Raw genomic sequence first — 14,037 nt, 5'->3', positions numbered from 1 at the left:
GCCGCCAAACGGCTTCGCGGCGTTCTCTTGCGTCCTAGTCAGTGTGGCCGCGGCCTCGACCTCTGTCGACTGGAGTACGGCGCTGGCCCGGGCGCCGCTCCTGCCCCTGGCCGCGCTGTTCGTGCTGGTGATCCTCGCGGCCGGCAGGGAGCGAGGGGAGCTTCTCTCCTTCGACCCGGAGCGGGCGGTCACGGTGGATGTCGTCGTGCCCGTTCTTGGCGCCGCGGCCTGGCAGCGTACCGACGAAGGGTGGACGGCACGAGTTGACGTCCACGCGGTGGAACAGGCGGGGAGGCCGGTTGCCGGACCGGAGCGCGCCTGGCTCCGGTTGCGCGGCGAGGGGTCGCCGCCGCCCGAGCGACGGCTTCGCGTGCGCGGGTACTTCAGCCGGAGGCCGGCGTATCGCAACCTGAACCGGTCGCGGCCGGGCGACTGGGGGCTCAACGTGAAGAGCCTGGGGCTGATCAAGCCGATGGGAGGAGCGACGGCGTGGGGCCTTCGGGTCGCTGCCAAACTGCGGCAGCGCCTACTGCGCCCGCTCGACGAGACGCCGGGGCCTGGCGCCCTGCTGGCCCGGGCACTCGTGTTCGGCGACGCGCGGCGGGTGCCGCCCGAGTGGCGGACGGGGCTCCGTCGAGCCGGCCTGTCTCACCTGCTTGCCGTTTCGGGTCTTCACGTCGGACTGCTCCTGGGCGGCTTGTGGTGGCTCACGGGTGCGCTCCCGAGCCGGGTCGCGGCGGTCGGCGCGGTTGCGGTGCTGCTCTTCTATGGCTGCCTCGTCGGTCCAAGGCCATCGCTGCTCCGCGCGTCGGTGATGGCGCTGCTCGTCATCCTGTCGCTGTCCGTCGAGCGTCCGCCTCAGGCACTCAACTCTCTCTCCGCCGCGCTCCTCGTCATCCTGGCTTTCGATCCGCCTGCCGCATTCGATCTGGGCTTCCAGCTCAGCTTCCTGGCTACCGCCGGCATTCTGGTGTTGGCGCCCCGACTGCTGAGGTGGTGGCGGCGTCCTGCCTTCGCCGGACAGGCGCGGCCGACGATGGCCGGCCCGGAGGCCCTGATGGTCGGTCTGGCGGCGACGATCGCTGCTCAACTCGCCACCCTGCCAGCTACCGCCTTCGAGATCGGCCTGCTGACGCCGTTCTCGCCGTTGCTCAACCTGGCCTTCGTACCGCTCACCGCCGTCACGCTCGGCGTCTCGATGGCCTGGGTCGGTCTGGCGTTCGCGGCCTCGGTTCCCGTACTGGGGGAGATCCTGGGACCCGGTGCTCGCTTGCTCCAGGCGCTTCTCGACCTTCTCACCCTGCCGTTCGCGTCGCTCGCACACCTGCCGGCGGGCTCCTGGCTGGCCTTGCCCTTGAGCGTCGATCTGGTCGCCGCGCTGGCGCTCGCGATCTGGCTCGGCGTCCTGGTGTCCGGGTTCCGGCGCGCCCTGTGGGCGTTGGCGCTGGTTCTGGTTTGCACTCCGGCGCTGCCGGGGGACGAACCGAGCCTGGCGATGCTCGACGTGGGCCAGGGGGAGGCGATCCTGCTGCGGAGCGGCGAGCGAGGCCCCGTGATCCTGGTGGACGGCGGCGGCTACCGGCGGGGCAACTTCGCGGAGGCGGCGCTGCTTCAGGCTCTCGCGGCGGAAGGGGTTCAACGGATCGACCTGGCGATCCTCTCGCACGGCGATTCGGACCACTGCCGGGGACTGCTCGAGTTGACGTACTACCTGAGGATCGAGCGGCTGTGGGCGGTGCCGGTTGAACTTCGCGACGGATGCGGGCGAGCCCTCGCCGACCGCCTGGGCCGGCGCGTGCGTGGAGTGGGGCAGGGTGAAAGCGGCCAGTTCGGGGCCTGGAGCCTGGAGGTCCTCCATCCTCCGCCGGACCGCGCGGACGGCGGCAACTCCGCGTCGATGGTCGTACGGGCGTGCGTCGACCGGTCCTGCGCGTTGCTGACCGGGGATGTCGATCTCGCGGGCGAGCGGGAACTTCTCGCCCGGGCTCGGCTCTACGGGATCCCGCTCCGAAGCGACGTGCTGAAGGTTGGGCATCACGGCAGCCAGACCTCGACCGGTCCCGGGCTGCTGGCGTCGGTGAGGCCGCGCCTGGGCCTCGTGTCGGCCGGCCGACGCAACCCGTACGGCCATCCCTCGCCGGAGGTCGTGTCACGGATGGAGGACCGCGGAGTCCGGGTTCTTCGGACGGACCTCCACGGACGGATCGAGGTTCGCTTCCGCCGCGACGGTTCCGGCGGCCGGCGCCCGGTCGTGCGGGTCGCGGCCTGGCCGCGGCGCCAGGCGGAGTAGGGTCGACGCCGGAGCTATCCTGCAACGATGTCCTCGCCTCCCTGGCAGGTGATCGCTGTCCTCGGTCCGACCGCCACCGGCAAGAGCGCGTTCGCGATGGCGTTGGCCGCCGACCTTGCCGAACGGGGTCTCAACGTCGAGTTGATCAGCGCCGACGCGCTGCAGGCCTATCGGGGAATCACGATCGGCACGGCGAAGCCCGGACCGAGAGAGCGGACTCGGGTTCGCCACCACTTGATCGACGTCATCGAGCCGCACCAGGCGTTCTCGGCCGGGGCGTTCGCGCGACGCGCGGCGGTGGCGGTAGAGGAGATCGAAGCGCGCGGGGCGCTGCCGGTCCTGGTGGGCGGCAGCGGCTTCTACCTGCGCGCGCTGTTCGAAGGGCTGGCGCCGGTGCCGCCGGTCGGCGCGGAAGTGCGCGAGGCCTTGCGGGCGGACCTTCGCTCCCATGGACTCTGCAGGCTCGTCCGGGAGCTGCGGGAAGTGGATCCGGAGGGCGCCGAAACGCTTGCCCCGGGCGATACGCAGCGTGTGCTGCGCGCGCTCGAGGTGGTGAGGGCAACCGGCCGGCCGCTCACCGAGTGGCAGCGCCGGGGCACGGAGGGCCGGCTCGATCGAAGGCTGCTGAAGGTCGGATTGACCCTGCCGAGAGCGGTTCTGTACGATGCCGTGGAGAAACGGGCCAGACGCATGCTGGAGCGCGGCTGGCTGGCCGAGGTCGAGCGCCTGCGGGATACTTATCTCCCGGAACATGCGCGCGGGCGTGGCGGTTGCTCCCTCGGGGAGTTGCCGGCGTTCCAGGCCATCGGCTACCGGCAGCTTGCCGATCACCTTGATGGGAACTTGACGCTGGAGCAGGCCTTGGAGGAAACGGTCCAGGCGACGCGCCGCTACGCCAAGCGACAGGAGACGTGGTTCCGGAAGGAGTCGCAGGTCTGGTGGATCGACGCGGCGGCAACCGGCGACCCGGAGCGGGCGCGGAGGCGGATCGTCGAAGCGCTGATCGACGACCGGCCGTTCGAGGCGGCGCCGTGAGCGCCGCGGGCCGCATGGCGGCGCTGCTCGTCGCCTGCCTGTGGGGCGTTGCCTGCGTGACGACCGCCATTGTCGAAGCGCCACCTGAGATCACTGAGCTCGACACCGGCGTTCGCTCTTTCCTTCGTGAACCGCTTCTCGGCTACGACGGCAACATCCCGGAGCAGAGCCGCTACGAGCTGGCTGGCGCGTCGGCGGCGCTGAGGCGCGGCGAGGTCGAGGTAGCCCGTACCAGCGCGGAGACGCTGCTCGGCATCGACCCGACGCTGTTGCCGGCCTCAGTGTTGCTGGCCCAGACCCACTTCGCGGCCGGTGAGAACGCGCTGGCGGTCGACCTCCTGGCGGCGCCGCTGGCGGCTCGTCCTGGCTACACGGCGGGTCAGCTCGTCTATGCGCGGGCGGCGGAACGGACCGGTCACGCGGTCGCCGCCTATCGGGCCTACCGGAGCATCGCGGCCTTCGACGAGGTCGCGGCGGAGCGCGCCGGGGCGCTCAAGAACGAGGCCGTTGCAGAGTTGAGCGGCCGGATCGCCGCGGCCATCGATGGCGGCGGACTTGCGGACGCCGGAACGGCGCTCGAGACCCTGCGCGTCTGGGCGCCGGGCTACCCGGCGGCCCTCGACCTGGGCCGGCGCCTGGCGTTGGCGCGGGGGGACACCGGCGCCGAACTGGCGGCGACGCGCGAACTCGTTGCGGCCGGCAACGACTCGCTGGACGTGCTCCATCGCCAGGCGGCGCTGGAACTCGAGGCGGGCGACGCCCGCCGGGGACTCGAGCTGTACGAAGAGCTCGCCCAACGGCATCCCGGCAACAGCGAGATCGCTGCGGGTCTGGCCGCGGCTCGCTTCACCTGGCGAACCAGGCTGCTGCCGGAGAGCGTGCGTGAGCTCTTCGAGGCCTCGAGCCTCCTGCGCGGCGACTTCGCGGCGCTCACGGCCTGGCTCGTGCCTGGCATCCGAACCGGGCCGGCCGGCACCACGGTGATCGTCAGCGACATCCTGGAGCATCCGCATCGTCGCGAGATCGCGCGGCTCCTCAACCTGGGACTGATGGAGCCGGCGGACGCGGCGGTGCGCCGCTTCGGGCCGAACAACTACATGCGGCGCGGTCCGGCACTGGCCGCGCTGCTCCGGATGCCGGGCCGGGTCGGCGGCGGTGCGGCCTGCGTCGGCGAGGCGGGCGGGCCGGCCGCGGACGACGTGGACGTCGTGTGTGAGGCTGCCCTGCGCTGCCGGCTTATCTCGGAACAGGCGGATTGCCGCCCTGAACGGGCGATCTCGGGGCCGGAGGCGGTGGAAGCACTGCGCCGGACGCTGCATCTGATTCAGTAACGTCGTCGATCGGCAACGTCGAACCCGCCGTGCCGATCGGGGCACGGTCGCCACGAATCGACCATCCGGAGCTACCCATGACCGAAGCCGCTTCTTCCGTCGTCAACCCTGCCTCCGCCGTTGCGACGCTCGACCGGGAGCGGGCCATCGTTGTGGTCATCGACCTCCAGGGTCGTCTGGTGGACCTGATGGACCGGTCCCGGATGCTGCTCGACGGCACCGCGAGGCTGCTGCGTCTGGCGCAGTTGTTCGACCTGCCAGTGATCGTCACCGAGCAGTATCCGCAGGGGCTGGGGTCGACTCGCGAAGAGGTGGAGGCGGCGATTCTGGAGACGGATCCGGACGGCGACCGCACGTGGCGGGTGGAGAAGGACTCCTTCGGCTGCTGCGGCGTGCCGGCGTTCGAGGAGGCCCTGGATGCCGCCAGGCCGGGACTGCCGGCGCCCGAGCGCCAGGTCGTCGTGGCGGGGATCGAGGCGCACATCTGCGTCGTGCAGACCGTGCTCGATCTGACGGCGCGCGGGACCGACGTCCACGTCTGCTGGGACTGCGTCAGCTCGCGCGGCGAGGAGTACCGCCGCCACGCGCTCGAGCGGATGGGCAACGCGGGCGCCCAGATCACGAACCACGAGTCTGTGGCCTTCGAGCTCGCCAGAGACAAGAACCACCCGCAGTTCAAGGGCGTGAACCGGCTCCTGAGAGAAGGACAGATCGCTTGACGCTCGCCGGCCCGCGCCTTGCCCGGGCCGTGTTGCCGGCGTTGCTGTGCCTGCCGGCTGCCGCGCAGACACCCGCCGGCACGGGCGACGCGGAGGCAGTCCGCGCGACCTTCGAGGCGTATCGCCAGGCGTTGATGGCCGGCGACGGTGAGTTGGCGGCCTCCCTGGTCGATCGGGAGACCGGCGAGTACTACCGGCAGCTCAAGCGGCTGGTGCTCGAAGGAAGCGAGGAGGAAGTCCGCCAGCGCACGTTCGTCGACCGTTTCCTGGTCGTCGCCTTCCGTCATCAGTTCGGCAGCGACGAACTGGCTGCGATGGAACTCGCGGACGTGATCGTGCGGGCGATGGATCTCGGCTGGATCAACTCGACAGCGATCGAGCAGCTCGCGGTCGGCCCCATCCGGATCGAGGAGAACGGCCGGATGGACGGAAGCGAGGCCGTGGCTGCGGCCCGAACCCGGGCGTCGCTCGAGGACCCTTCCCTCGCCGGCGGGATGGATGAACTCGAGTACCGCTTCGTGAACGAGGATGGGCAGTGGAAGTTCCGGTTCAGCTCTTTCGTCTCTTCGATCGACGGTGTGATGCGGAATCTCGCGGCGCAACTCGGCGCGGACGAGGACGACCTCATCTTCACCCTGGTCGAGTCCCTGACCGGTGTCGAAGTGCTGCCCGAGGTCTGGGAATCGCACGACCGCTGACCGGGCAGGATCGCTGGCGGATCGGGCGCCTCGCGGGGACTCCGCCTGGCCGACCGTCCGGCCGTTCAGTGCGGTACGATCCCGCCGTGCCGAGCCGGCGAACAGCCTTCGTGGTCCTGGTTGCCGCCCTCCTCGCGGGTGGAGCGGCGGCCCTGGTGGCCAGGGGTGCGGCGCCGCCGGCGACACCCCAGGTCGGCGCCTCCGACGAGCGCCGGGCTTTTCGCGGCCGCCATCGCGGACCGTTGCCGCCTCAGGCGATGCGGACCTTCGAGAGGTATCTGTACAGACCCGTTCACCCGGACGAGGTGCTCCGGGAGTTCTACTTCACCCGGCTGGCCTACAGCGGCCACATGTACAGGGGGTTTGCGGGGAGTTGGTCGATCGACTATCCGAAGGCCGATCGCCAGTTCATGGTCGGGCTGAAGCGGCTGCTCGACCAGTTGGACGCCTACGACTACGACCACGCCTTGCCGGCGACCGATCCCGAGCTCTTTCGTTTCCCCTTCCTGTACTCGGTGGAGGTCGGTTACATGGCCCTCAGTCCACCGGAGCGCGAGGCACTGCGGCGCTATCTGCTGGCCGGCGGTTTCTGGGTCATCGACGATTTCTGGGGCTCCTGGGAGTGGGCGAACCTGGAGCGGGAGCTGTCCTTGCTGCTGCCGGAGTACCCGATCGTCGAGATTCCTCTTGATCACCCGATCTTCCATTGCTTCTACGATGTGGAGGAGATCATCCAGGTGCCCAACGTGGGTCAGGGCAGGTACGGGGGCCCGACCTGGGAGCAGGACGGCTTCACCCCTCACGTTCGCGGCATCTTCGACGAGGACGGCCGCCTGCTGGTCGTGATCAACTGGAACACGGACCTCGGCGACGCCTGGGAATGGGCGGAAGACGAGTGGTACCCGGTGCGGTTCTCCCACTACGCGTACCAAATGGGGGTCAACTTCGTCGTGTACGCGATGTCGCACTGAGCGACGTCTCCCGGCTTCGGCGTTCTTCTTCTCGACGTTCCCAATGGTTGGCCTGTTCGAGTTTCTGTTCAAGTACCGGCCGGCGCTGTTCGAGGAGGGCCGGTTCACCTTCGTCAGCCCGGGCTGGATGCAGGTCGCGGCGCTCCTCGCCGGCGCGCTGCTCGTCTTCGCCGCGTTCTCTTACCGCCGCCTCGGTGCTGGTACGGCCGACCGCACCGCCGGCGCCGAGCGCCTGCGCTGGTTGCCTCCGGTGTTCCGGTCGCTGGCGATCAGTGTCCTCGTCTTCTGCCTGCTGCAGCCGGCCCTGGTCCTGTCGACCGTGGTGCCGCAGGAGACGTTTGTCGGCGTCGTGGTGGACGACTCGCGCAGCATGGCCATGCCGGATGAGGCGGCGGCCGCCGACGGCACGCGCGCGGGAGCCGTGCTCGAGGCCCTGTCCGGCGAGTCCGGCTCGATGCTGGATCGCCTCGCTGAGCGCTTCCAGGTACGGCTCCTCGCCTTCGGGCGCAGCGCCGAGCGGATCGAGTCCACGGAACAGCTTCGGTTTGGACGCGCCGACAGCCGGATCGGCGAGGCGCTGGTCGCCGCGAGTGACGAACTGGCCGGACTGCCGCTCTCCGGCCTCGTTCTGCTCTCGGACGGCGCCGATTCGGCGCCGGCCGAGCTCGGTGACGCCCTGCTCACGCTGAAGGCCGCCGGCACACCCGTGTACACGGTCGGCGTCGGCCGGCCGCGGCTTCGCAAGGACATCGAGGTTTCCCGGGTAGTCGCCCCCAGGCGGGTGCTCGAGGGTTCAACGGTCGAGGTCGAGGTCACACTGTCCCAAACGGGGTTCGGCGGCCGCACCGTGGATCTGGAGGTCGAAGACGACGGCCGGATCGTCAACCTCGAGCAGGTGACGTTCCCACGTGGCGGCTCGGCCGTCACGGCCCGCGTCATGTTCGCGGCGAACGACGAGGGCGCCAGGGAGTTCCGGTTTCAGGTCGCCGGCCAACCGGGTGAGGAATTGGTGCTGAACAACGAGCGGACCGCCCTGGTGGAAGTGCTGAAGCGGCGGGAGAAGGTCTTCTTCTTCGAGGGCGAGCCGCGCGACGAGTCGAAGTTCCTGCGGCGAGCGGTGAGTCAGGACGAGAATCTGCACGTCGTGTCGATGACGAGGCAGGCGGCCAACAAGTTCTACGGCATGAACTTCGACGAGGACACGCGGCGCTTCGAGGGGTTTCCGACCCGGCGCGAGGAGCTGTTCGAGTACAGCGGCGTCATCCTGGGCAGCATGGAGGCGAGTTTCTTCACTCACGACCAGATGCGGATGCTGGTCGACTTCGCCAGCCAGCGCGGCGGCGGCGTGTTGCTCCTGGGTGGTCGGCGGGCCTTCTCCGAGGGAGGCTTTGCCGGCACTCCGCTTGCCGAACTCTCACCGGTCGTGCTCTATGACCGGCCGGCCGACCAGGGTCGCCCGGAACTGATGACGAATCTGCGGATCGATCTGACGCCTCAGGGGCGGGGCCACCCGGCAACGCTCCTGCGCGACGACCGGCAGGAGGCGAACGAACTCTGGCCCACGCTGCCGCCTCTTTCCGCCTACCAGCGGGCGACGGAACTGAAGGCCGGCGCTACGGCGCTGCTTCAGGCGGAGAGTCCGATGGTCAGAGATCCGATGATCGTCCTGGCGCACCATCGGATCGGCCGTGGCCGGGCGATCGCGTTCACGCCTCACGACTCCTGGCACTGGCAGATGAGCGCCGACATCCCGCTCGAGGACCAGACTCACGAGCGCCTCTGGCGGCAGATGCTGCGCTGGCTGGTGTCCTACGTGCCCGATCGGATCGAGATAGAGGCGGACCGCGACCGCTTCGAGCCGGGAAGCACCGTGACGCTGCGCGCGACGGTCCGGGACGAGGCGTTCCAGGAAGTGAACCGGGCCCAGGTCGTGGCGGCGATCGAGCAGCCGTCCGGCGAGGAGGTCGAGGTACCGCTCGACTGGTCGGTGGAACGTGACGGAGAGTTCATCGGCACCTTCACGGCAAGGGAGCCCGGCCTCTACCGGGTCGAGGTCGACGCGCGGTCTGAAGGCGAGTTGCTCGGCGTTGCGACTTCCCGCTTTGCCGTGGATGAACTGAACGAGGAGCTGTTCGGCGCGGCCCGCCGGGATTCCGTGCTCACGCGGATCGCGAGCGAAACGGGCGGCCGGCAGGTCGGACTCGGCCAGGCGGAGCGCCTGGTGGAGGACCTCTCGGTGAGCCGCGAAGGCACCCTGGTGAGAGAGGCCAGGGATCTCTGGGACATGCCGATCCTGTTCCTGGTCCTGGTCGCGCTGCTGGGCGGCGAGTGGGCTGTCCGTCGCCGTCTGGGGATGGCGTGAACCGTGCGGAAGCGCGCCGCGGCGCCGTCCTGGCATCCCGCCTGGCGGTGGCCGGCCTGCTCTCGGTGGCGCCGCTTTGCGCCGACGCTCACCTGTTGGTCGTGGCCGGGGTCGGCGGCGAGGATGCCTACACGGAACGCTTCCATCTGTGGTCGACGCGGGTCGCGGATGCGGCAGCCGCCGCCGGGCTCCGGCCGGAGAACGTCGTCTACCTGGGGGAGCGCGAGGACATCGATCCCGAGCGGATCAGCGCGCGCTCGACCGGGGAGAACGTGCTGGCGGAGATCGCGGCCCTGGCCGAGCGCTCGAGCCCCGGCGACGACGTGTGGATCGTCCTCTTCGGCCATGGCAGTGGCGCCGCGGGACCGCCGCGGTTCAATCTTCCCGGTCGCGACCTGGTCGCCGCGGAGTACGCCGCGGCGTTGGAGCAGCTCCCGGATCGCCGCGTCGTGTTCATCAATGCGAGTTCCGCGTCGGGCGGTTTCGTCGGACCGTTGTCGCAGGAGGGCCGCGTCGTCATCACGGCGACCAAGTCGGGAGGCCAGAGCAACGAGTCGCTGTTCGGCGGCTTCCTGGCGGAGGCCTTCGACGGCGCCGCGGGGGACGCGAACAAGGACGGCCGCACGTCGGCGCTGGAGGCCTTCGAGTTCGCTCAGCGCGAGATCGAGCGCTACTACCGGCAGACCGGGCTGTTGCGCACCGAGAATGCGCTGCTCGACGACGACGGCGACGGTCTGGGCAGTTCGGAGCCGGCCGGCCTGGAGGCGTCGGAAGCGACCGACGGCCGGCTTGCGAGTCTCGTGTACCTGGCTCAGGAGGCGGAGCCTTCGACGCTCACCGCGGAGGCGCGGGAACTGACGGAGCGGCGTGCCGGGATACAGCGGCGAATCGATGAGCTGCGGCTGCAGCGGGAGACGCTGGACGAAGAGGTCTACCTGAGTGAACTCCAGGAGCTGATGGTCGAACTGGCACTGGTCGATCGGGAGCTGGAGGAGGCGGGCGGCGCCGGCGGGGAGCCCGATCCGTGATCTCTGGCGGCAGGCGCTCCCTGGCAGGAACCGCGGCGAGCGTGCTGGCGCTGGCGGTCGTCTGGTCGGCCGGGACCTGGCCGGCCGCGGCGCAGGAGCCGGCCTCGCTCGACGAGATCGAGTCGATGCTCCGGACCGGCCGGTACGAGGACGCGATCTCCCGGCTGCAGGTGCGGACGAGCGCCGGGGAGGCGGCAGCGCCGCGCGCGCTGCGACTGCTCGTAGAGGCGTTGATCGCTACCGGGCGCTACGAGGAAGCCGCCGCGGCGTTCGAGGGCGTCGATCCGGCGGACGCGGGACTCGGCGTTCTCCGTGGCCGGGTGGCTCTGCTGGACGGTGACCGCGAGGGAGCCCGAGAGGCGTTCGAGTCGGCACGCCTGGCCGGGCGCGGGGAAGCCCTGGTCGCCTCGTTCGAGCTGGCGCGGCTGGCCCGGGACCAGGGCGCGATCGAACAAGCCACGACGGGCTTCTACGCGATGATCGACGCCTACAATCGCGGCGCGGCCGACACGGCTGAGGAGCTCGTGGCGGTCGCCGAGGCCTGCCAGTGGTTGGGGCGCGATGATCCGGAGCTGTTCAAGGACGCGCTGAGGGCCTACGACGAGGCCGTGGCGCTCGATCCCTCATGGCCCCTGCCCCGGATTCGGCTCGGGGAGCTGTTCCTCGAGAAGTACGACAGCTCCCAGGCCCGCACCTCGATCGCCGACGTGCTGCGGACGAACCCGCGACACCCGGAGGCGCTGCTGGCGATGGCCCGGACGATGCGGTTCGACGGCGACCCGCGGGCGGCCGAGACTCTCGACGCGGCCCTGGAGGTGAACCCGAACCTGATCGCGGCCCGGGTGTTCCGGGCCCGACTCCGCCTGGCGTCGGAGCGCTTCGGGGAGGCCCGCGAGGAGGCGGAGAAGGCGATCCAGGCCGATCCCGAATCGCTCACGGCACGGACCGTGCTGGCGGCGGTCGAGTTCATCGAAGGGCGGGAGGAGGAGTTTGCCAGCGTCCGCGACGGCATTCTGGCGGACAACCCGCGCTACGCCGACCTGTTCAACGAACTGGCCGACGCCAGCGTCGAGAACCGGCTCTACCCGCAGGCGCGGGACTTCGCCGCCGAGGCCGTGCGGCTGGATTCGAAGTCCTGGCGCGGCTACGGGCTGCTCGGTCAGAACCAGCTCCGCCTCGGGGAAATCGAGGTCGGGAAGGCCAATCTGGAGCGGGCCTTCGCGGGCGACCCGTACAACGTCTGGATCAAGAACACGCTCGACCTCGTCGACACGTTCGTCCAGTACCGGACGATCCAGAGTGAACACTTCGAGTTCCACATCCACGAAAGCGAGGCGGAACTGCTGGCGCCCTACGTGGTCGAGCTGGCGGAGGAGGCCTGGGCCGTGCTGGTCGAGCGCTACCGGTTCGAGCCCCCGACGCCGGTCCGGGTCGAGCTCTATCCGTCACACGCCGACTTCTCGGTCCGCACGGTCGGGCTTGCCGGACTGGGCGCTCTGGGCGTGTGCTTCGGTCCGGTGCTGGCCCTCGATTCGCCCTCGGCCCGCCAGGTCGGCCACTTCAACTGGGGCGCCACGCTCTGGCACGAACTTGCCCACACCTTCACCCTCCTCGTCACCGACGCGAAGATCCCGCGCTGGCTGACCGAGGGTCTCTCCGTGTTCGAGGAGCGTCGGGCCCGGCCAGGGTGGGGCGACGACGTCCAGATCCCCTTCATCACTTCCTTGCGGGACGGCGAGTTGTTGGGGATCGCCGAGCTCAACGACGGCTTCATGCGGCCGAAGTTCCCCAACCAGATTGGACTCTCCTACTACCAGGCCTCCCTGATCTGCGACTGGATCGAGGAGAACTATGGCTTCGACGCGATTCTCCTCATGCTCGCGGGCTACCGGGAAGGCAAGAGCACCGAAGAAGTGTTCCAGGAGGCGATGTCGCTGTCTCTGGAGAGCTTCGACGAGCGATTCTTCGGGCATCTGCGCGAGCGTTTCGGCACCGCGATGGCGGCCCTCTACGACCTGCCGGGAGCCGTCGGCCGGGACGACGCGGAAGATGAAGAATCGGGTGAGGATGGGCCGTCGCGGGGCCCCAGACGGAACCTCTTTGCGGGCTCCGGGCCGGACCTGGAAGCGCTCGAACGAGTGGCGAAGGAACGTCCGGACGACTTCCGCGTGCAGATGACCTACGGGAACGCGCTCTTCGCGGAAGAGCGCTACGCCGAGGCGGAGGCACCGCTGCTGAGGGGCCGCGACCTCTTCCCCGAGTTCGTGGGTCCCGGCAACGCCTACACGTTGCTGGCGGCGATCTACCGGGAGTTGGAACGGGATGAGGAGGCGATCGAGGCGCTGGAGAGTCTGCTCCGGCACAACGAGACGGCGTGGGACGAGCACCTGGCGCTGGCCGATCTTCTGGCCGGGGCTGGCCGGAGCGAGGAAGAAGCGGATATCCTGGAGCGAACCCTCTACATCTCGCCGTTCGACGCCGGCGTACACCGTCGTCTCGCCGAGTTCGCCTCCGCCGACCGCCGGTTCGATGTCGCCGTGCGCGAGCGCGCCGCCCTGATCGCGCTGGACCCGCCCGACCGCGCGGAAGCGCTGTACCGGCTGGCGCTCGCCCAGCGGGACGCGGGTCGGGCCGAGCAGGCCCGGCGCACCGTGCTACGAGCCCTGGAGGTTGCGCCGGGGTACGATCCGGCCCAGGAACTGCTGCTCGACCTGGTCGGGAAGGAACCCGCGCGGAAAGGACGGCAGGCTGGAGTAGAGGGGCCGTGACCGGAGCACGCAGCAAACGTCGGACGTTTCGAGCCGTGGCGGGCATCCTGTCGCTCGCCCTGCTGGCGGGGGGACTGTCCGCGCGCGACGAGAACTGGCGCCCCGCGGCGCCCGAGGTGGAGACGCCGTCGTTCCCCTACTCGGGCGGTTTCACCTTCGCCCGGATCCGCTTCGAGCCGACGATCTGGGGCGGCGGCCCGTTCATGTGGGGCCTCGACCTGAAGTGGAACCACGACTATCCGTTCGCCGAGGAGAACTTCACCCGTATCGTCGACGAGATCACCGACATCGAGGTGCAGACGGAGGGCGGCAACGTCCTCGAGCTGAGCGATCCCCGGCTGTTCGAGCATCCCTGGGCCTATCTCTGCGAGCCGGGCTTCTGGAACCCGACCGAGGAAGATGTCGAGAACCTCCGCTCCTACCTGCTCAAGGGCGGCTTTCTGGTGATCGACGACTTCTTCGACATACGCGGTTATCCCGTTCAGTGGGAGAATTTCGAGCGGCAGATGGGCCGGCTCCTGCCTGGCTACGAACTCGTCCCCCTTACCGTCGATCACCCCGTCTTCCGCTCCTTTTTCGTGCTCGAGGACATCAACTTCGACATCGAGGACGCCCGCTTCTACCCCGTGCGGGGGCGGATCTACGGTGTCTTCGAGGACAACGATCCGAGCCGGCGGCTGATGGTCGCCATCAACTACAACATGGACATAGGCGATTTCTGGGAGTGGTCGGAGACCACCTTCTACCCGGTCGACGTGACCCAGAAGGGCTTCAAGCTCGGGGTCAACTACCTGATCTACGGGATGACTCACTGAACCGTTCGCGAACGGACGCG

10 protein-coding genes are annotated in these 14,037 nt (G+C 69.6%); all 10 read left to right on the top strand.

Going from position 1 to position 14,037, the window contains the following annotated elements; translation table 11 throughout:
* Positions 1 to 43: 43 nt before the first annotated feature.
* The 10 genes from OXI49_09185 to OXI49_09140 all read left to right on the top strand — a co-directional run bounded on the left by OXI49_09185 (position 44) and on the right by OXI49_09140 (position 14,017).
* The gene (locus OXI49_09185; GenBank protein MDE2690671.1) at positions 44 to 2,290 is read left to right on the top strand and encodes a DNA internalization-related competence protein ComEC/Rec2; all 2,247 of its coding nucleotides are present in this window, start codon (positions 44 to 46) and stop codon (positions 2,288 to 2,290) included.
* 27 nt (positions 2,291 to 2,317) lie between these two features.
* Positions 2,318 to 3,325 carry a tRNA (adenosine(37)-N6)-dimethylallyltransferase MiaA gene (gene miaA / locus OXI49_09180; GenBank protein MDE2690670.1) on the top strand — a complete coding sequence of 336 codons (1,008 nt, stop codon included), beginning with the start codon at positions 2,318 to 2,320 and terminating at the stop codon, positions 3,323 to 3,325.
* Entirely contained in the window at positions 3,322 to 4,656 is a 1,335-nt protein-coding gene (locus tag OXI49_09175; protein ID MDE2690669.1) for a hypothetical protein, read from the top strand. Before miaA ends, OXI49_09175 begins: the two co-directional genes overlap by 4 nt.
* Before the next feature lie 77 nt (positions 4,657 to 4,733).
* Complete coding sequence (locus OXI49_09170) at positions 4,734 to 5,375, top strand: isochorismatase family protein (GenBank protein MDE2690668.1); 642 nt, start codon at positions 4,734 to 4,736, stop codon at positions 5,373 to 5,375.
* Complete coding sequence (locus tag OXI49_09165; protein MDE2690667.1) at positions 5,372 to 6,073, top strand: hypothetical protein; 702 nt, start codon at positions 5,372 to 5,374, stop codon at positions 6,071 to 6,073. The genes OXI49_09170 and OXI49_09165 overlap by 4 nt, the downstream gene beginning before the upstream one ends.
* 86 nt (positions 6,074 to 6,159) lie before the next feature.
* Positions 6,160 to 7,044, top strand: coding sequence for a DUF4159 domain-containing protein (locus tag OXI49_09160; protein ID MDE2690666.1), 885 nt, complete (start codon positions 6,160 to 6,162; stop codon positions 7,042 to 7,044).
* A 43-nt stretch (positions 7,045 to 7,087) separates the two neighbouring features.
* Positions 7,088 to 9,406: a hypothetical protein gene (locus OXI49_09155; GenBank protein ID MDE2690665.1), complete on the top strand. Its 2,319-nt coding sequence runs from the start codon at positions 7,088 to 7,090 to the stop codon at positions 9,404 to 9,406.
* Entirely contained in the window at positions 9,403 to 10,434 is a 1,032-nt protein-coding gene (locus tag OXI49_09150; protein MDE2690664.1) for a hypothetical protein, read from the top strand. The genes OXI49_09155 and OXI49_09150 overlap by 4 nt, the downstream gene beginning before the upstream one ends.
* Positions 10,431 to 13,202, top strand: coding sequence for a tetratricopeptide repeat protein (locus OXI49_09145; protein ID MDE2690663.1), 2,772 nt, complete (start codon positions 10,431 to 10,433; stop codon positions 13,200 to 13,202). The genes OXI49_09150 and OXI49_09145 overlap by 4 nt, the downstream gene beginning before the upstream one ends.
* Positions 13,199 to 14,017, top strand: a complete 819-nt coding sequence (locus OXI49_09140) for a DUF4159 domain-containing protein (protein MDE2690662.1) — start codon at positions 13,199 to 13,201, stop codon at positions 14,015 to 14,017. The genes OXI49_09145 and OXI49_09140 overlap by 4 nt, the downstream gene beginning before the upstream one ends.
* The last annotated feature ends 20 nt before the right edge of the window (positions 14,018 to 14,037 follow it).

This window comes from Acidobacteriota bacterium (assembly GCA_028875725.1).
GTDB lineage: Bacteria > Acidobacteriota > Thermoanaerobaculia > Multivoradales > Multivoraceae > Multivorans.
Note: the sequence above shows the minus strand (reverse complement) of the source record. Positions and strands in the feature narration are given on the sequence as shown.